12 protein-coding genes are annotated in these 19816 nt (G+C 70.6%); 5 read left to right on the top strand and 7 right to left on the bottom strand.

Annotated elements, in window-relative coordinates; genetic code table 11:
* Positions 1-170 precede the first annotated feature (170 nt).
* The gene (locus ACFFQA_RS18870; protein ID WP_377853573.1) at positions 171-1121 is read right to left on the bottom strand and encodes an ABC transporter substrate-binding protein; all 951 of its coding nucleotides are present in this window, start codon (positions 1119-1121) and stop codon (positions 171-173) included.
* Positions 1122-1754: 633 nt separating this feature from the next.
* Here ACFFQA_RS18870 and ACFFQA_RS18865 point away from each other — a divergent pair.
* Both ACFFQA_RS18865 and ACFFQA_RS18860 read left to right on the top strand, forming a co-directional pair.
* Positions 1755-3053, top strand: a complete 1299-nt coding sequence (locus ACFFQA_RS18865) for a beta-ketoacyl-[acyl-carrier-protein] synthase family protein (RefSeq protein WP_377853570.1) — start codon at positions 1755-1757, stop codon at positions 3051-3053.
* A 46-nt stretch (positions 3054-3099) separates the two neighbouring features.
* Positions 3100-4554 carry an FAD-dependent monooxygenase gene (locus ACFFQA_RS18860; protein ID WP_377853567.1) on the top strand — a complete coding sequence of 485 codons (1455 nt, stop codon included), beginning with the start codon at positions 3100-3102 and terminating at the stop codon, positions 4552-4554.
* 201 nt (positions 4555-4755) lie between these two features.
* Here the strand turns inward: ACFFQA_RS18860 and ACFFQA_RS18855 are convergent, their stop codons facing one another.
* The 6 genes from ACFFQA_RS18855 to ACFFQA_RS18830 form a co-directional block, all read right to left on the bottom strand.
* On the bottom strand, positions 4756-5175 hold the full coding sequence (locus ACFFQA_RS18855; RefSeq protein ID WP_377853564.1) for a VOC family protein: 420 nt from the start codon (positions 5173-5175) through the stop codon (positions 4756-4758).
* Positions 5172-6407 carry an RNA polymerase sigma factor gene (locus tag ACFFQA_RS18850; RefSeq protein ID WP_377853561.1) on the bottom strand — a complete coding sequence of 412 codons (1236 nt, stop codon included), beginning with the start codon at positions 6405-6407 and terminating at the stop codon, positions 5172-5174. Before ACFFQA_RS18850 ends, ACFFQA_RS18855 begins: the two co-directional genes overlap by 4 nt.
* Positions 6404-6727, bottom strand: a complete 324-nt coding sequence (locus tag ACFFQA_RS18845; RefSeq protein WP_377853558.1) for a YciI family protein — start codon at positions 6725-6727, stop codon at positions 6404-6406. Before ACFFQA_RS18845 ends, ACFFQA_RS18850 begins: the two co-directional genes overlap by 4 nt.
* A 76-nt stretch (positions 6728-6803) precedes the next feature.
* A complete protein-coding gene (locus ACFFQA_RS18840; protein WP_377853555.1) occupies positions 6804-7643 on the bottom strand; it encodes an alpha/beta fold hydrolase in 840 nt (279 codons plus the stop codon).
* 8 nt (positions 7644-7651) lie between these two features.
* Complete coding sequence (locus ACFFQA_RS18835) at positions 7652-15067, bottom strand: SDR family NAD(P)-dependent oxidoreductase (protein WP_377853552.1); 7416 nt, start codon at positions 15065-15067, stop codon at positions 7652-7654.
* Positions 15064-16059, bottom strand: a complete 996-nt coding sequence (locus tag ACFFQA_RS18830; RefSeq protein WP_377853549.1) for a prenyltransferase/squalene oxidase repeat-containing protein — start codon at positions 16057-16059, stop codon at positions 15064-15066. The genes ACFFQA_RS18835 and ACFFQA_RS18830 overlap by 4 nt, the downstream gene beginning before the upstream one ends.
* A 221-nt stretch (positions 16060-16280) precedes the next feature.
* Here ACFFQA_RS18830 and ACFFQA_RS18825 point away from each other — a divergent pair, with 221 nt between their 5' ends.
* The 3 genes from ACFFQA_RS18825 to ACFFQA_RS18815 all read left to right on the top strand — a co-directional run.
* Positions 16281-17876, top strand: coding sequence for a class I adenylate-forming enzyme family protein (locus tag ACFFQA_RS18825; RefSeq protein WP_377853546.1), 1596 nt, complete (start codon positions 16281-16283; stop codon positions 17874-17876).
* Positions 17873-19135 carry a cytochrome P450 gene (locus ACFFQA_RS18820; RefSeq protein ID WP_377853543.1) on the top strand — a complete coding sequence of 421 codons (1263 nt, stop codon included), beginning with the start codon at positions 17873-17875 and terminating at the stop codon, positions 19133-19135. The genes ACFFQA_RS18825 and ACFFQA_RS18820 overlap by 4 nt, the downstream gene beginning before the upstream one ends.
* Before the next feature lie 494 nt (positions 19136-19629).
* A partial coding sequence (locus tag ACFFQA_RS18815; RefSeq protein WP_377853541.1) for a hypothetical protein occupies positions 19630-19816 on the top strand: 187 nt, incomplete at its 3' end.

Raw genomic sequence — 19816 nt, 5'->3', positions numbered from 1 at the left:
TCCGCCGCGATACATCCCATCTTTGCGCACTCACCATTGCTCCCGAGCTCGCTAAGGGGTGCGCTGTTGCGGCAGGACAGGCACCCTTCCTGCGACTAGAAGCTAGGAGGTTCCCCCGAGGCGGTCAATGCTCCAGACAGGGAAGACATCCGATGTGTCCCGAACTCCGCTCAGCTCCCCGGGAGGTTCTCCATGACCATGGCGTCGACCCGCAACGGCCGCGGCAGCAGGCCGTGCACGGCCATCAGGTCGGCCACCCGCTGGATGCGCACCGCGTCCAGCCGGGTCGGGAACGAGCCGAGGTGCACCAGGCTGGCCGTGGCCTTGTCGATCTTGGCGAAGGTCGGCAGGACCTGCTCCACCTTGGCCCGGTCGGCCGCCTCCCGCTGCCCGCGCAGCAACGCCCTGCGGAACGCGGCAACGGTCTTGGGCTTGTCCCGCACCAGGGCCGCCGTCGTGGCGTAGCCCGAGATCGGGAAGTCCGCGGTCGCGCCCTGGGCGACGTCCAGCACCGGCAGCGCGCCGATGGACCGCTCGGCGTGGGTGATGAACGGCTCGACCATGACCGCGGCGTCGACCTGCCTGGCCTTCAGCGCCGCGGGCATGGCGGGGAAGGGGACCTCGACGTAGGAGACGCCGCTCTGCTGGACGCTGTTCGCGTCCAGCGCGGCCTTGGCGAGCAGCTCGGTGATCGCACCGCGGATGGTGACCGCGATCTTCTTGCCCGCCAGGTCCTCCGGCCGCGAGATGGCCGAGCCCTGCGGCACCACGACGACGAAGTTGTGCGGCCGGGACTGGTAGCCGTCGGCGACCAGCCTGAGGTCGGCAACCCCCTTGGCCTGCGCGGCGAAGAAGGACATCCAGTTGCCGAATGTGACGTCGAGCTCGCCGCTGACCAGGCCGGTCACGCTGGTCTCACCGCCGGCGATGTTCACCGTCTCGACGTCGAGCCCCTCGTCGCGGAAGTACCCGTTCCGGATCGCCAGGTGCATCGGCGCGTAGTCGATGATCGGCATCGCGCCGACCTTGATCCTGGTCTGCTCCAGCCCGGCGGCCGCGTCGCCCGGCGATCCGGACGTGCCCCCACCGAGCAGCCCGCAGCCGGTTGTGACCAGGAGCAACGAGGCTGCCGCCAGGAGCGCGCGGACATTCCGACCAAGGGTACGACGTGACATATTTCCGCATTCTTTCGACGCTGGCGGCTGATGGGCCGCGGACGCGGGCAGAAAATGCGTGACACGTCCGCAACCAGAACGTTATACCAGGACGAAACATGGTCGCCCCGGGACCAACCGAGTAATGCGGCCGCGCGAACGCCTGCCCCGCAAATCGGTGAAACTGCTCCATACGAGTGATCAAGAACGACCTCGATTCCATGACTCGAATACGAGGCCGAGCTCCGGCCACCAGCGGTTATAGACAAGTTGCCAGCGGCTTTCCCCGCTGAACCGGAATGGTCCCGAAGGCACTGGACGCACGTCTCCCACCAGCGCCGAGCAGGGCGTTCACCCTGGCAGACTGGTCCGAGCAGACGCTGTTGCTCCGGCGAACATGGTCCGAACGAGTGATCAACGGGAACCCGCGCGCGGAAAACCGAGGCGCGGTCGGATCTCGCCGCGCGCCCAGTGCCCAAAAACCTCGATGAGCAGCCGTCATGCGCGTGACTAATCAACTTCCCTAGGCACAACAACATTGTCTCGCTATGGTCCTGCCCGCCAAATCTCGGAGCAGTTCAGCGGCGTGTGAGGAGCAACGTGATCGCTGTGGAAGGCCGGCGCGTAGTGGTGACGGGAATCGGTGTTGTCACTCCTGTCGGCAACACGGTCAAAGAGTTCTTCGACAATCTGTGCGACGGTCGCAGCGGCGTCGGGGAACTGACTCGCTTCGACACCTCGCGCTGTCCGATCACACGCGCCGCCGAGCTGCCGGACTTCGTCCCGGCCGAGCACGGCATCTCCGAGCGCGACATCCGGGTCACGGCCCGCTTCCAGTGGCTGGCCATCGCCGCCTCCCAGGCCGCGGCGGCCGACGCGGGCCTGGACCTGCCGCGCAACGAGATCCACTCGGCCAGTGCGCGGGAGCCGAGGAAGCTGGACCGGGTCGGGGTGGCCATCGGCGTCGCCTACTCCAACGCCGAGATCCTGCAGCGGCAGTACGCGCTGCTGGAGCGCGGCGGCAGCCGCTCGGTCTCCGCGCGGCTGTGCAACCTGACGCTGCCGAACTCGCCGACCTCCGCGGTGTCCATCCGGCACGGCCTGACCGGCCCGCTGGTCACGGTCAGCGGCGCGTCCGCCTCCGGGGCGGAGTCGATCATCGCCGCCTATGACAAGATCAAGTACGGCCGGGCCGAGGTGATGCTGACCGGCGGCGCGGAGTCGGCGGTCAACGAGATCACCATCGCCGCTTTCGCGCAGAACCGCACGGGTTCCCGGGTCGGCGTCTGCCGCCCCTTCGACAAGGACCGGGACGGCACGATCCTGGGTGAGGGCGCGGGCGTGGTGGTGCTGGAGGAGCTGGAGCACGCGCGGGCGCGCGGCGCGCGCGTCTACGGCGAGGTGCTCGGCTACGGCCTGCGCGGCGACGCCTACGACATGTCCGACATCCGGCCCGACGAGGCGCCGGGGATGCGCGCCTGCCTGGAAGAGGCGCTGCTGGACTCCGGCGTCAGCACCACCGAGGTCGGCTACATCAACGTGCACGGAACCGGCACGAAGATGAACGACCCCGCCGAGGCCTTCGCGATCCGCGAGGTCTTCGGGGACGGCCCCGGCTCCGGCCCGCTGGTGAGCGGCACCAAGGGCGCCACCGGCCACATGCTCGGCGGGACGGGCGGGGTCGAGTTCATCACCGCGCTGCTGGCCAGCCACCACAACCGGGTCCCGCCGTCCTACGGCCTCGCCGAGCCGGACCCGCGCTGCGCCGAGCTGAACCACGTGATCGGCACGGGCGTCGCGGCCCCGGTGCCCACGGCGATCACCACCAGCGTCGGCATGGGCGGCAACAACTCCGCGATCGTCGTGCGCGGCTGGGACGCGGGTGTCGTGGCGGCGTGATCGTCTTTACTGGGACGCGGGCCGGGGGAACGGAGACGTGGTTTCGATGACTGACGTGGTGATCGTCGGCGCAGGGCCGGTCGGCCTGTGGCTGGCGAGCGAGCTGCACCGGAGCGGCGTCGAGGTGACGGTCCTGGAACGGCTCGCCGAGCCGGTGCCCGCGGCCAAGGCGCTCACCCTGCACCCGAGGAGCCTGGAGCTGCTGGCGATGCGCGGGCTGGCCCAGCGCTGGCTCGACGCGGGCAAGGCGCTGCCCAGCTCGCACTTCGCCCTGTTGGACAACAGGTTGAGCTACGCCGGGCTGGACACCCGGTTCCCCTTCGTGCTCTTCATCCCCCAGCCCAGGACCGAGGCGATGCTCGCCGAGCACGCCTCGGCCCTGGGAGTGGAGGTGCTGCGCGACCACACCGTGACCGGCGTGCGCGACGAGGGCGAGTCGGTCGTCGTCGACGCCGAGAGCGTCACGGGGCCGAGGAGCTTCCGCGCACGGTGGGTCGTGGGCTGCGACGGGCCGTCGAGCACGGTGCGCAAGGCCGCGGGCATCGAGTTCGTCGGCACCCCGTCGACGATGAGCGTCGCGATGGGCGACGTGCGGCTGACCGACCCGCCGGAGGCCGTCTCGTGGACGGTCAACTGCGACCGGGGCGCGCTGTTCCTGACCGCGCTCGGCGACGGGCGCTACCGGGTCTCGCCGATCGACCACGCGACCCTGCACACCGCCAAGGACGCACCGCTCACCCTGGAGGAGCTGCGGGAGAGCACGCGGCGGGTGGTCGGCACGGACTTCGGCATGTATGAGCCGACGTACCTGGCCCGCTTCGGCAACGCCACCCTCCAGGCCTCGCGCTACCGGTCGGGCCGGATCCTGCTGGCGGGCGACGCCGCGCACATCCACATGCCACTGGGCGGCCAGGGGCTGAACCTCGGCATGCAGGACGCGTCCAACCTCGCGTGGAAGCTCACGGCGGTGGTCAACGGCTGGGCCCCGGACACCCTGCTCGACAGCTACGAGGCCGAGCGCTACCCGGTGGGCCAGCGGGTCCTTGAGGACACCAGGGCGCAAACGGCGCTGGTGATCGCGACGACCCCGGAGAGCAAGGCCCTGCGCACCAGGTTCAACGAGATGCTGGCCAGGCATCCGTCGCTCAACCACGAGCTGGCGACGCAGCTGTCCGGCCTGGGGGTGACCTACCCCGTGGCCGGTGCGGACGTGCTTGTGGGACAACGGATGCCGGACCTGGACCTCGGCCAGGAGACCACCGTGTTCGGTCTGCTGCGCACCGGCCGCTTCGTGCTCCTGGACCTGACCGGCGACACGTACGCGGACCTGGGCCCGATGGTGGACGTCGTCCATGCGTCCACAATGGACACATCACGCCACCCGGAGTGGGAGGACGTGCGCTCGGTGCTGCTCCGCCCCGACGGGCACGTGGCCTGGGTGACCCGAATTCCGGCCCCGTCGGCCCATCCCCATGCGGCACTGCTCCACGCCTTGACCTAAGCAAAGTCCCGCACGCCGCGAATTATCCGTTTTTCCCGTTTCGACTCCCCCGAGAACCACCACTGGCGAACTGACCCGTCGTCGTGCCGCTCCCCATGGGCTGACGTTGTCGGATTTGCGCGTTTTGTAGGCTTAATGCGGTAGAGAGCGCTCTCAATTCGCAATATGCCTACAAAACGCGAACCAGAGGGGGGCGGAAGGTCAGGGCGGGGGCGCTGAGGTGACCATCCAGGCGTGGCCGTCGGGGTCGGTGAAAACGCCGACGTAGCCCCACGGCTGCTGACCGGGCTCAGTGACGACGTGCGCTCCTGCCCGGCGGGCGCGGTCGACGATCTCGTTGACCTCGTCGCCGGTCGCGGCGGCCAGGCTGAAGACGCACTCGCTGGACTCTCGCGGAGCCACGGCGCGGCCACCGATCACCCAGCCGAAGCCGCCGGTGGGGACCAGCATCAGGCGGAAGCCGTCGTTCAGCGCGAACTGGAGCGGCTCCGGCACGCCGTCTTCCGCCGGTTCACCGAGGGGCTCGAAGCCGAGCGCGCGGTAGAAGTCGAAGGACCTCCTGCGGTCCTCGATCGGCAGCGCGACCACGACCGGGGTGGTGATCACGCGGTACTCCTTCATCGATGTCCCTCCACGTCGTCGAGCCGCTTCGCGAGGTAGCGGCGTTCGGTGTCCGTCGTCGCGAGCTCCAGCGCCTCGCGGTAGGCCGCGGCCGCTTCGGCGTCGCGGTGCAGGCGGCGCAGCAGGTCGGCCCTGGTCGCGGGCAGCAGGTGGTACCCGGCCAGCGCTCCGGACTCCCGCAGCGCCTCCACCAGGCGCAGCCCTGCGGCGGGGCCGTCGGCCATGCCCACCGCCACCGCGCGGTTGAGCTCCACCACCGGCGACGGCGTCAGCCGGGCGAGCCGGCCGTACAGCGCGGCGATCTGCGGCCAGTCCGTGTCCTCGGCCGACGCCGCGGTGGCGTGGCATGCGGCGATCGCGGCCTGCACCTGGTACGGGCCGGCACGGCCGCGGCGCAGGGCTCCGTCGAGCAGCGCGACGCCTTCGCCGATCGCGGCGGCGTCCCAGCGGCCGCGGTCCTGCTCCGCCAACGTGACCAGCTCGCCGCTGGCGGACAAGCGGGTCTCGCGGCGGGCGTCGTGCAGCAGCATCAGCGCGAGCAGCCCCACCGCCTCCGGCTCGTCGGGCATCAGCCGCACCAGCACCCGCGCCAGGCGGATGGCCTCCGCCGCGAGGGTGCGGCGCACCAGCTCCGCGCCCGCCGTCGCCGAGTAGCCCTCGTTGAACAGCAGGTACAGCACGGCCAGCACGGCGGGGGTGCGCTCCGGCAACAGGTGCGCCGGTGGGACCCGGTACGGGATGCCGGCGTTCTTGATCTTCTGCTTCGCCCTGGTCAGGCGCTTGGACATGGTCTGCTCGCCGACCAGGAACGCCCTGGCGATCTCCGCCGTGCTCAGCCCGGCCAGGGTGCGCAGCGTGAGCGCGACCCGCGCCTCCGGGGCCAGGGCGGGGTGGCAGCAGGTGAACATCAGCCGGAGCCGGTCGTCCGGGATCTCGTCGGCCTCGACCGTCGGCTCGTGGGTCATCGCGGCGACCTCCCGCAGTTTGGCGGCGCCGACGGCCGCGCGACGCAGCCGGTCGGTCGCCCGGTTGCGCGCGGCCGTGGTCAGCCAGGCGCCCGGCTTCGTGGGCACGCCGTCACGCGGCCAGGTCCGCAGTGCGAGCGCGAAAGCGTCCTGGGCGCACTCCTCGGCCAGGTCCCAGTCGCCGGTGATGCGGATCAGGGTGGCGACGACCTGACCCCACTCGTCGCGGAACGCCTGGGCGACGGCGTCGTTGACCTCGGCGGTCACGGCACGTACATCGGCCGGATCTCGATCGTGCCGTAGGTCGCGGCTGGGTGCTTCGACGCGATCTCGATGGCCTCGTCCAGGTCGGCGCACTCGATCAGGCAGAACCCGCCGATCTGCTCCTTGGTCTCGGCGAAGGGCCCGTCGGAGAGCAGCAGCTGCTCGTCGCGCACCCGCACGGTGGTGGCGTCGTTCGGCGGGCGCAGCCCACCGCCGCCGCGCAGCACGCCCCTGGCCCGCATCTCCTCCGACCAGCCGCCGCAGCCGTCGTTGGCGTGCTCGGCGGCCGACTCGTCCCCGCAGATCATCAGCATGTAGTGCACCGGTCCTCCTCGTGGTGTGGTTCCACCCTCACGACGAAGAGGACCACCCGGGACGGACACCCGCCAGACGGGAACCTCAGGGAACTTCGGTGAGGAAGTCGCGCACCGCCTCGGCGACCGGGTCCGGGTTCTCCATGTGCAGGTGGTGCCCGCCCGCCAGCGTCACCCGCCGGAGCCGGGGAACGGCGGCGAACCGGCCCTCGTAGTAGTCCTCCTTGAGCGCGGTCCGCTCCGCCCCGACGAACAGCACCGGCGCGGTGATGTTGGCGAGGTAGGACCGGACCTGCTCCTCGGAGAAGGTGAGGGTGAACGGGTAGCGCAGGCGGACGTCGCTGCGCCAGGAGAACCCGCCGGGCACCTGCCGGAGATCGCGCTCCAGCAACCGGTCCGCGGTGTCGAGCAGGATGTCGGCGAGCTGCATCCGCGCCTTCAACGCCTGTGACCTGCTCCGGTACACCGGCGCGGGTTCGTCGGCCAGGTAGGCGTTGAGGTAGCGGGTCACGCTGTCGCGGCCGAGGACCGGATCGGCCGACAGCGGACCGATCGCGTCGAGCAGGACCAGCCGCTCGACCAGCTCTGGCCGGGCGCCCGCGATCAGCGCGGAGAGCGCGCCGCCGAGCGAGTGCCCGACCAGCTGGAACCGGTCCCACCCCAGCACCCGCGCGAGTTCGAGCACGCACGCGACGTAGTCCAGGTACTGGCAGGTCGGGCCGGGGATCGGGTCCGAGAGGCCGTGCCCCGGCAGGTCGAACGCGAACAGGTCAAGGCCCTCGACCCGCTCGGACAGCGGGGTGAAGCTGGCGCAGTTGTCGAGCCACCCGTGCAGGCACAGCACCGGCAGACCGCCCGGTCGGCCGGACCGCCTGCCCCGCAGGGTGATCCCCGCACGGGGCAGCTCGACCTCGATCTCCTCCACCTGTCCGACTACCCCGCGACCTCTGTCTCGGCCGAGTCCGGCATCCGCTGGAGCAGCTGCTCCGCGAGCTGCGCCACGCTCGGGCCCTTCATCAGTTCCATGATCGTCACCTTGGCGCCGAGCTCGCGTTCGAGCCACGAGCTGATCTCCACCGCGAGCAGCGAGTCGAGGTAGTCCATCAGCGGCTTGCCCTCGTCGAGGTCGCCGAGCGGCATGCCGAGCACCGTGGCCACCCGCGCCCGCAGCACCTCGCGCAGCAGCACGCCACGCGCCTCACCGAGCTGCGTCCGCAGCCGCTGCCGCAGCGAGCCACCACCGCCCTGGTCGGCCGCGGCGGAGCCGTGCAGGTCGTACAGCTCGGCGTAGCGCGGCTGCTCGTCGCCGTCGAACCCGTGCTGCTGGAAGAACCTCGGCCAGTCCATCGGCAGCACACCGGCGTTGGCGCGGGTGCCGACCCACAGCAGGCTCAGCGCGCGGTACGCCTCGCGAGCGGTGAAGTCCCGCATACCGGTGGACGCCACCACCCTCGCGACATCGGAGTGCCGGGCGACGTACCCGGCGTCGGAGACCGCGCCCCAGTTCACCGCGAGGCCCGGAAGTCCTTGTGCCACACGGAACTCCGCAAGGTGGTCGAGGAACATGTTGGCCGCGGCGTAGTTGGCCTGGCCCCGGTTGCCGATCATGGCAGCCGCCGAGGAGAACAGCACGAACGCCCGCAGCGGCAGGTGCGCGGTCAGCTCGTGCAGGTGCCACGCGCCCAGCGCCTTCGGTCCGACGACGCGGTCCAGCCGCTCCCGGTCCAGATCGCTGAGCAGGGCGTCGTCGAGCACCATCGCGCAGTGCAGCACACCGGCCAGCGGCGGCAGGTCGCGGGCGATCCGGTCGAGCACACCGGCCAGCTCCTCCCGCGAGCCGACGTCGGCGGACTCCACGACGACCTCGACGCCGCGAGCGCGCAACGCGTCGACGCGGCCCTTCGACTCCGGGCCGCTCGCGCCGGAACGTCCGAGCAGCACGAGGTGTTCGACCCCGGACTCGGCGAGCGCGTCGGCCATCGCCAGCCCGAGACCGCCGAGTCCACCGGTGATCAGCCAGGTCCCGCCACCGGTCTCCGGCCGCGGCTTCGGCAGGCCCACGACCGGCAGGTCCCGCTCGTCCATGGCGATGACCAGCTTGCCGATGTGCCGGGCCGCGGCCATCTGCCGGAACGCGGCCTCGGCCTGGCGGGCGTGGAAGACCCGGTGCGGCAACGGGGTCAGCTCGCCGGTGGCGAAGAGCCCGGCCAGCCGCGCCAGCTCGTCGCGCACCTCGCCTGGCCGGTCCACGATGAGCTGGCGCAGGTCGAAGCTGAGGTAGGCGAGGTTGCGCAGGAACGGCCGCAGCCCGAGGCGGCGGTCGTCGAGCAGGTCGCGCTTGCCGATCTCCACGAACCGCCCGTACGGCGCGAGGCAGTCGAGGCTGCGGGTCGCGGCCTCACCGGTCAGCGAGTTCAGCACGACGTCGACCCCGGCGCCACCGGTGACCCGCCGGATCTCGGCGACGAAGTCCAGCGAGCGCGAGTCCATCACGTGCTCGACGCCCAGCGAGCGCAGCAACGCGCGCTTCTCCGGCGTCCCGGCGGTCGCGAAGACCTCCGCGCCCGCGCGCCGCGCGATCTGGATCGCGGCAAGGCCGGTGCCACCGGTCGCGGAGTGGATCAGCACCCGCTCCCCCGCACGGATCCTGGCCAGCCGCTCCAGCGCGTACCACGCGGTGAGGAACACGATCGGCGTCGAGGCCGCTTCCTCGAAACCGATCGAGTCGGGCTTGCCGACCACGTTCACCGCGTCGAGCGTGACGTGCGAGGCGATCGCGAGCTGCGTGCTGCTCACCGCGATCACCGCGTCGCCGACGCCGAGGTCACCGACTCCGGCGCCGACGCGGGTCACCACGCCCGCGCACTCCGCGCCGAAGCGGTACGAGCGCGCGGTGTCCAACGCGGGCACCTGGTCGAGCGCGGTCATCAGGTCCAGGAAGTTCAGCCCGGCCGCGACGACCTCGATCTCGACCTGGCCGGGGCCGGGCGCTTCACGTCGCACCGCGACGAAGTTCAGCTCGTCGAGCGCTCCGGGAGAACCGAGTTCGAGCGCGTAACCCACGTCGTCCGGCAGGTCGGTGGCGCGGACCGGTTCGCTGACCTCCTGTGGCGGCAACGAGAGCAGCCGCCGGACGAAGCGCGTTCCCGCCCGCAGCGCGACCTCCCGCTCGGTGTCCGGGGCCATCAGCTCGTTCCACACCGCTTCGATCTCGCCGTGCTCCGGCTCGGCGGCGAGGTCGATCATCGTGCAGCGGGCCTGCGGGTACTCCAGTCCGGCAACGGTGCCCAGGCCCCACACGAACGAGCCGCCGAGCTCGACCGGACCGGACCGCACCGCCTGCGCGCCACGAGTCAGCACGAACAGCCGCGGCCAGGTCTCGAACTCGTGCTTCTCCAGTGCCTGAAGGAGCTCGGCGACCTCCTGGCCGGCTTGAGCACCGGCGGCGACCGCGTCCGCCCCGCCGTTCGGGACGATCTTGACGACACCGACCGGAGTGGACAGTGGCACGTCGTCGCCGGGCGCGGCGAGGATCGCGCGGCCACCGCCACCGTTGATCCGGTCGGCCAGCTCGGCCCCGAGCGGGTCACCGGGTTCGGCGACGACCAACCACTCGCTGAGGTCACCGATCACGTAGCTCTCGACGACACCACCGTCCATTTCGGACACCGGTGTGCGGGCGAGCAGCACCGCCTGCGCTCCGGCTCCGGTGTGGCCGGGGTCGCCGATCGCCACGACGTCGGTGTAGCCCGAGGAGCGCAGCACCTCCTGCCACGCGTCGGCGTCCAGCAGCGGCCCGTCCTTGCGGAGAGCCAGGTCGCGGAACGCCCACCATCCCGTGGTGAGACCGAAGGTGAGGTCCAGCTGCCGGTTGCCCGGCATCGCCTCGATCAACCCGAGCACACCGCCGGGGGCGAGCGCGTCCTGGAGGTGGAACAACGTCCTCTTCAGGTCGCTGGTCGCGTGCACCACGTCGGAGGCGAGCACGATGTCGAACGAGCCGGGCTTGATCCCCTGCTCTTCGAGATCACGTTCCAGGTCGAGCGTGCGCGCGGTGACGAAGCCGTAGTCGGCGAAGCGCTCCGTCGCCGCCTGCGCGAACGCGGCCGAGACGTCGGTGAACACGTACTCCGTGCGCTCGGGCGGCAGCACACCGAGCACGTTCACGGTCAGGCCACCGGTGCCGCCACCGACTTCGAGCACCCGCAGCGTTCGCCGCGGGTCGGTGGAGGCGACGAAGCGCTCCAGCGCGCGCTTCACGACCAGGTTGTAGAGCCGCGCGACCGGGGAGCTCTGGTAGATCGGCTCGGTCTCGTCCTGGGATCCCGCCGGGAACAACAGCTCCAACGGGTCGGCCGCGCCGGTCAGCACCTCGTGCAAGCGCGTTCCGGTCTTGCGCAGGAGCAACAGCTCCCACGCCGCGGACGGATGCCGGGTGAAGACCCGCGACCACAGCGCCTCAATGTCCGAAGTGGACATCTGGTCACCGCGGAACCGGTCGCCTTCCCGGCTCAGGACGCCGTCCTCGGCCAGGAACCGCAGATACCCGGTCATCGCCTGCCGGAACCGTGGTTGCAGGCCGGGGAGGTCATCGACGCCGAACTCCTCGCCGACTCCGAACTCCACCAGGCAGTTGACCACGTAAGCGGCGCAGAGCTCCTTCAGGTCCCGCTGGTAGTCGGTGGCGTAGGCGTGCCGCGCGAGCCGGACCGCCGACGCGGCGGCCTCCTCCGACAGCTCCGGGGCGATCTCGGTGGGGGCCACCGTGATCGCGCTGGCGAGCGGTTGACCGGCCCCGCGAGCCTCGCGATCGACCTGCCACGCGAGGCGGTAGAGGTGGTCGTCGATCCGGTCCTCGCCGTCGGAACCGCCCTGACGCAGCACCTTTCCTTCGAGCCGCACGTACTCCGCGAGCAGCTTGCCGTTCTCGTCGAGCACGTGGATGTCGACGGAGAGCCCGTTCACGTCGTGCTTGCGGGCCAGGGTGTGGCAGTACGCGGCGCGCGAGAGGTCACCGTGCAGCCGCACCGAACCGACCGACGTGGGCAGGTAGGTGTACGGCAGCAGCTCGGCGAACTTGTCGTCGACCGGATGCAGGATCCCGCTCTGGAAGCAGGCGTCGAGCACCGCCGGGTGGAACAGGTACCCGGCAAGTGAGCGGCGCAGGACGCGGGGAACCACGATGCGCGCCAACGACTCGCTCGGTGCCACCTGGAGCCGGTCGATGCCGCAGAACGTCGGGCCGTAGCGGTACCCGTTGTCCCGCAGCACTCCGTACACGTCGGTCGCGGAGAAGGTCCGCAGGCACCGGGACCGGATCTCGGCGAGGTCGAACACGCGTCCGGAGTCCACAGAGGACGGATCGCGGTGGAACCGGCCGTGCACCGCGCGAACCCACGTCGAGCCGCGCACGGAGCGGTGGTGCACCTGGAAGGTGCCGTCGTCGGGGTTCAGCTCGATCCGGCTCAGCTGCGGGTCGTCCTCGTCCAGGACGCAGGCGCGCTCGAAGGCGACGTAGTCCAGGCCGCAGGTCTCACCGGTGAGCTCGCGCGCCGCGACGAGCGCGGCCTCCACATAGGACGCTCCCGGCACGATCACCGAGCCGAAGACGTCGTGCTCCTTCACCCAGGTGAGCCGGTAGTCGTCCCAGCGGATCTCCCAGGTCGGGCGGACCGAGTCCACCCGCTTGAGCATCGGGTGCTCCTGGCCGCCCGCGCGGTAGCGCAGCGACACCTCGCTCTCGTTCCAGTACGACTCGCGAACCCACGGGTTGGTCGGCAGGTCCACCGCGCCCGCCGCCGCGTGCCGCCGCGTCCAGTCGATGTCGTGGCCCGCGGTGTAGAGGTCGGCGAACGCGCCGAGGAAGGTGGACCAGTCGTCCTTCTTGCGCACCAGCGACGCGAGGACCACCGCGTCCTCGGTGATCTCCTTGAGGGAGTTGGCCAGCACCGGGTGCGGGCTCAGCTCGACGAACGTGTCCACGCCGTCGGCAACCAGCGCGCGGATGCCGGGCTCGAACAGGACCGGCTGCCGGAAGTTGCGCCACCAGTAGTCGGTGCCGAGCTCCGTCCCGTCGATCCGCGCGCCGAGGACCGTGGAGTACATCGGAATCGTGGCGGGTCCGCAGGCAATTCCATCCAAAGTGGACAGAAGCTCCTCGCGCAGCGGGTCCATGTCCTGGCTGTGGCAGGCGCAGTTGACCTTGAGCACGCGCGCGAACACACCGCGCTCGCCGAGCTCGGCGACGAGGGCCTCCAGCACGGGGATGCGGCCCGACAGCGTGCTGGCGCGCGGGCTGTTCTCGGCGGAGAGCCAGAGCTCGCCGGGGTGGCGCTCGCACAGTTCGAGCGCCTCGTCCTTGCCGAGCGCGACGAACATCATGCCGCCGGTGGGGTCGGCGTTCTCCTGGATGCGGGAACGGTGGCAGATCACCCGCAACGCGGTGTCCAGGTCCAGCGCGCCGCTGACGTGCGCGGCGGCGATCTCGCCCATGCTGTGCCCGAGCACGGCGTCCGGGACGACACCCCACGACTTCCACAGCTCGGTCAGGGCGACCTGGAGCGCGAACATCGTGGGCTGCAGGCACTGCGTCTCGTTCACCCGCGAGGAGGCCTCGTCCGCGGTCAGGGCTTCGTAGATCGACCAGCCGAGGTACTTCTGGGCGAGCCGGTCGCATTCCAGGATCTTCTCGCGGTAGACCGGGCTCGTCTCCAGCAGCCTCCGTCCCATCGCGTACCACTGCGGCCCCTGGCCGTTGTACAGGAAGGCGATCTTGCCGCGAGCGCCACCGGCAGTGGTCTCCTCGGTGGCGCGGGCGCGCAGCGCGTCCACGATCTCCTTGGTGTCACTGCCGATCACGGCGATGCGGTGGCCGTGGTGCGCGCGGCGCAGCGCCAGGTAGGCCGCAAGTCGTTCCGGGTCAACGGGTTCGCGCTCAAGCCGGTCCGCGACGCGCTCGGCGAGCTGCCCCAGCGCGGTCGCGTTGCGCGCGCTGAGGGTGATCACCGCAGGAGTGCTGGACCTCACGGGCTCGGGAGCGACGACGGTGGGCGCTTCACCGACGACGACGTTCGCGTTGGTGCCGCCGAATCCGAAGGAGTTCACCGCGGCGAGCGCGCGCGGGTAGCGCTGCGGCCAGGACTCGACCTCGGTCGGCACGGTGACGCGCAGCTCGTCGAAGTCGATGTCCGGGTTGGGCGAGCGGAAGTGCAGGCTGGGCGGGATGCTGCGGTGGTAGACGCTCAGCGTGGCCTTGATCAGCCCCGCGATGCCCGCGCCCGCTTCGAGGTGACCGATGTTGGTCTTGATCGAGCCGATGTAGGCGCGGTCGTCCTCGGCGCGGTCCTCCCGCAGCACCCTGCCGAGCGCGTTGGCCTCGATCGGGTCGCCGACGGGGGTCCCGGTGCCGTGCGCCTCCACGTAGCCGATCTCCGAGGGCGCGATCCCGGCGCTGCGCAGCGCGTCGCGGAAGTTGGCCTCCTGCGCCTCACCGCTCGGCAGGGTGATGCCCTGCGTGCGGCCGTCCTGGTTGACCGCGGAGCCCTGGATGACGGCGTAGACGCGGTCGTTGTCCGCCAAGGCTTTGCTCAGTGGCTTGAGCACGACGACACCGGCGCCCTCGCCGCGCGCGTAGCCGTTGGCGCCGGAGTCGAAGGCCCGCGAACGCGCGTCCGGGGAGAGCATCGCCGCCTGGCTCAAGGCGATCGCGAACTGCGGGGTGAGCATCACGTTCACCCCGGCGGCGAGTGCCAGCTCGCTCTCCCCGCGACGCAGGCTCTCGCACGCGAGGTGCACGGCGACCAACGACGACGAGCACGCGGTGTCGATCGTCATGCTCGGACCGCGCAGGTCCAGCGTGTAGGACAGCCGGTTGGAGACGATGCTCATGAAGGTGCCGGTCGCCGAGTGCGGCCCGAGGCCCTCGACCTCTCCTGGCGCGGACTGGAGCCCGCCGTAGTCCTGGCTGCACGCGCCGACGAACACACCGGTCCTGCCGCCCGCGAGGCTGTCCGGCACGACACCGGCGTCCTCCAGCGCCTCCCAGCTGACTTCGAGCAACAGGCGCTGCTGCGGGTCCATCTGCTCGGCGACGCGGCCGGAGATCCCGAAGAACGCCGCGTCGAAGGTGTCGATCTCGTCGAGGAAGCCGCCCTCGCGCGCGTTCATCCGGCCCGGCTGCTGGGCCTTGGGCGCGTAGAACCGGTCGACGTCCCACCGGCTCGGCGGGATCGGCCCGATCGCGTCGACGCCGTCGGTGAGCACGCGCCACAGCGACTCGCGGTCGGTGACTCCCCCCGGCAGCCTGCAGCCGATTCCGACGATCGCGATCGGCTCAGCGGAGTGGGTCATGCGGCAGCCTCCAGCGTGACGAACCGCCTCAGGGCGGCGAGGACCTGAGCGGTGGTGAAGATGTGCTGTGTCGCCCGGAACGAGCTGTAGGAGCTGGTGGCGGGGTACGGGTACGAGCCGCCGTCCCAGGAGCCGTCCGGCCTGCGGCGCTCCAGCAGCCAGGTCAGCGCCCGGCGCACTGCGGGGTGCTCGACGCCGGTTCTGGCGTGCGCCAACGTCTCCAGCGCGAGCGCGGTGTGCTGCTCCGGCGAGGAGTACTCGCCGAAGCCCTCGACCTCGCAGTACCAGCTGCCGTCCGCGCGCTGCCGGGAGAGCACGAAGTCCCTGGCGCTGGCGACGGCGGCGTGGTGGCCGAACTCGGCGAGCGCGGCCACGGCGGGCCGCATCAGGTAGTAGTGGGTGCTGTAGTAGTACCAGTTGATCCCGAAGTGCCCCTCCGGCCGCTGCGCCCGCACCAGGAAGTCCAGCGCCTCGTCGAGGTGCTCCGGGTCGAGGTCCAGCCCGAGCAGCGCCATGATCGCGAACCCGGTCACCGACGGCTCGGTCTGGAACGCCTTGGGGATGTGGGAGTGCACCTCCTCCCACGGACCGCTCGGCAGCTGCCGCGAGCGCAGGAACTCCGCCTTGGGCAGCGCCTCGTCGGTGAGCCCGAGCAGCGTCAGCGCCGCGACGAACTCGCTGCTGGTCTCGGTGCAGTACTCGTCGGGGGTGGTGTCCAGGACACCCCAGCTGAGCATCCCGCTCGGCTTCGCCCTGGACCGCAGGAAGCCCAGCGCGCGCTCGACGGTCCCGTCATCGGCGTAGGGCACGTCCCCGCGCCAGGTCGCGATGGTCTTGAGCGCGTTGACGGTGTCCCACTCCTGGAAGATCAGGATCTCCTTGTCGTCCACAATGGACCCGTCGGGCAGCTGCCGCCCCTGGAGGTAGCGCAGCGCCTGTCCGACCACCTCGGTCAGCGTCGCTCCGGAACCGGAGAACAGGCCGTTCAGCATGAGATCTTGCTCCTCGTCGGCCGTCGTACGAGTGCTTCGCGGTGGCGAGTGTGCACAGCGACATAACAGGTATATGCCGGAAATACCCCTTTACAGCAACCTTTCGGCCCAGTGCGAAGTACTGCTCATGTCTCAGCCAAACGCAAGCGTCCGGCAGTTGACACCGGCGTTTCCCTGACAGAGGGTTCATCCCTCAGCACCCGCCGGACAAGCGAGGTCGTATGCCCCAGTCAGCGAGCCCGCGATGGGTCGAGGCGACCACGCTCGGCGACCTGCTCGACCGCCGCGCCACGCACTACGCCGATCGAGTGGCGTTGTCGTTCCCGGACCACGGCGCGACCTACCGCGAGCTGGCCGACCGCGCGGACCTGGTGGCCCGCGGCATGATCGCGGCGGGCGTGCGGCACGGCGACCCGGTCGGCATCCTGCTGCCCAACTGCGTCGACTCGATCGCGACCCTGTTCGCCGCCGCGAAGATCGGCGCGATCCCGGTCCCGGTCAACGCCCGCTTCAAGGGCTACGAGCTGAACCAGGTCATCACCCACTCCGGACTGCGCCTGCTGTTCACCACCCCCGACTTCGTCGATCTGGTCACCGAGACACTGGATTCGGCGGAGCTGCCCCTCGTGCTGCTCGGCGCCGACTCCGACTTCCTCGCCGCCGCGAGCGAGATCCCCGACGAGGAGCTGCGCAGGCGCCAGCGGCTGGTTCGGGTCCGCGACACCGCGATCGTCATGTACACCTCCGGGACGACCGCGAGCCCCAAGGGCGCGATGCTCAGCCACGAGGCGTTCAGCCGCTTCGCCTCGGCGACCGTGCACGAGCGGTTCGAGCTCACCCCGGATGACCGGATCTGGACGGCGCTGCCGCTGTTCCACATCGGGGGCATCGCGTTCGCCATCGCCTCGATCTACGGCGGATGCGCCTACGTGCACACGGGGTTCTTCAACCCGGCCGCCGCACTGGACCAGCTGGAGTCGCAGCGCTGCACGGTGGCCCTGCCCGGCTTCGAGACGATCTGGCTCCCGGTGGTGAACCAGCGGGACTTCGCGTCCCGGGACCTGTCCGCGCTGCGGTTCGTGATGGCAGTCGGAGTGCCGGAACGCTTGCGGGACATGGCGAACCGTCTCCCCGACGCCACCCAGGTCTCCTGCTTCGGCATGACAGAGGCGTGCTCGTTCCTGGCGCTCAACCACAGCGACGACCCACTGGAGAAACGCGTCACCACGGGCGGGCATCCCCTGCCCGGCATGGAATGCCGGGTGATCGACCCCGCGACCGGCGAGGACGTGCCACCGGAGACGGAGGGCGAACTGCTCTTCCGAGGTTCCAACTGCTTCGACGGCTACTACAAGGACCCCGAGCTGACCCGGCGGGTCTTCGACGACGAGGGCTGGTTCCACACCGGCGACATCGCCACCATGGACGCCGAGGGCCGCGTCACCTTCGTCAGCAGGCTCAAGGACATGCTCAAGGTCGGCGGCGAGAACGTCTCCGCTGCCGAGGTTGAGGGCTACCTGCTGCGCCACCCCGCGGTGAGCATCGCCCAGGTCGTCGGCGCGCCGGACGACTACTACGTCGAGGTGCCCGCGGCGTTCGTCGAGCTGAAGCCGGGCACGGCCGTGACGGAGCAGGAGCTGATCGACTTCTGCCTCGGCAACATCGCGACCTACCGGGTCCCGCGCTACGTCCGCTTCGTCACGGAGTGGCCGATGTCCGGAACGAAGATCAAGAAGTACGTGCTGCGCGAGGAGATCGCCGCCGAGCTGCTGGCCAACGGCGTCACCCGCGCCCCGAAGCTGGTGTCCAACCGATGATCCGAGAAGCCTTCCGGCTCTACCGGGGCAAGGCCCGCCTGCTGCGTTCGGCGGCGGCGGGCGACCCGGTCTCCCGGGTGCTGAGCATGCCGCGCGGCGTGGCGGGCTACGACCGCTACGAACGGGTCCGGGAGCGCGGCGAGCTGGTCAGGGGCCGCAGCGGTCTGTACATGACCGCCTCGCACGCGGTCTGCGGGAAGCTGTTGCGGTCACCGGACTTCGGCGCGGTCCCGACCACGGTGTCCAAGCGTGCGCTGCGCCCGACCGACGGCAGCGCGCAGCGGCTGGTCCACCCGCTCGACGACTCCTTCGCCTCGATCGACCCGCCGGAGCACACGCGGCTGCGCAAGATCGTGGCGCCCGCGTTCACCCCGCAGGCGATGCGCGCCCAGGAGGAGTTCGTCACCGACGTGGTGGAGCAGGAGCTCGACCGCGTCGACCGTCAGTCCACAGTGGACCTGATCGACGAGTTCGCCGTGCGGGTGCCGAGCAGGGTGATCTGCGAGATGCTCGGCATGCCGACCTCGGACCACGAGCTGTTCGTGCGCTGGGGAATCGAGTTCGGCGCGATCGTCGACGGCGCCCGCACCCCCGGCGAGGTGCGCAGGACCCGCCAGCTGCTCACGGAGATGGCGGCCTACTTCACCGAACTGTGCGCGCGACGGTCGCGGGAGCCGGGCGAGGACCTGGTGTCCCGCATGGTCCGCGCCACCGAGGCGGGCGAGATGACGCAGCCCGGCCTGGTCGCGACCTGCGAGGCGCTGCTGATCGGCGGCTTCGTCACCACGGCGAACATCATCGGCAACGGCGTGGTCGGCCTGCTGGCCGAACCGGAGCAGCACGCGAGGTTCCTCGCCGACCCCGAGGGCCTGGCGGCGACCCTGGTCGAGGAGACGCTCCGCCTGGACGCGCCCGCCCAGTACAGCGTCCGCATCACGCGCACGCCGACGACCCTGGCGGGGAAGGACCTCGCGGCGGGCAGCCCGGTCGTGGCGCTGCTCGCGGCGGCCAACCGCGACCCCGAGGTGTTCACCGACCCGCACCGCCTCGACCTCACCCGCCCCAACCCGCACGACCACCTGGCCTTCGCGGCGGGAATCCACTACTGCATCGGAGCGAGCCTGGCGCGCCTGGAAGGCCGGATCGCCCTGCGGGCCCTCTTCACCCGCTACCCCGACCTCCGCATCACCGGCCGCCCCCGCTACTGCCCGTCCCGCGTCATCCGAGGCCCCCAGCACCTCCCCGTCAGCGTCCGCTGACCCGCAACCTTTCGCTCAGTGCCCGGGGGCAGCGCTGGACGCTGGCAAGGATCCGCCGAGCTGATCCGAGTGCGGCCCGGCACCAACCACAGAATTGCCTGCTGCACCGGATCGGCTGGAGCGATGAGCAGGAGATCGCGGCCGGCACGTCCTTGCGGATGCGGGGGCCTGTCTGTGCTTCGAGGACGAGGCAGGCCAAGGCCTGAGGCCGCACCCCGGTGGCACGGGTCAGCGCCGCCGGTTCCGGCCGCATCTCGCTGGCCGCTCGGGTGTGCACCCGTCCGCTGATCTACCGCACCCGCCTGCACCGCGGCCGCAAGCGAGCAGAAGGGCTTCACCGAGACCGACCACGCGCGCCTACTTGATGCCGCCCACCCCGGCCGTCCCACCTGAAGCGTCATTTCCGCAAATGATGGCGCACTGCTACGGAATCCGCCTCCACATTTCACCCCATAGAGCCATGATCACTATTTTCGGCGCGATAGAATAGGAATATGACCCCGGACGAGACCCTCGACGCAATCGAGGACGCCTACCGCGCCGTGAATCACGCGCACGCGGTCCTGGCACGCTGTCTCGCCGATTTGGTGGTCGGTACGGATTTCGCCGAATACCCCTATCTCGGGGATGAGGTCGGGGCGTTGCTCTCGATTTCCTCGCGCAAGGCCAGCACCCTGATCA

Origin of the sequence: Allokutzneria oryzae (assembly GCF_042429765.1) — a bacterium.
Lineage (GTDB): Bacteria > Actinomycetota > Actinomycetes > Mycobacteriales > Pseudonocardiaceae > Allokutzneria > Allokutzneria oryzae.
Note: the sequence above shows the minus strand (reverse complement) of the source record. Positions and strands in the feature narration are given on the sequence as shown.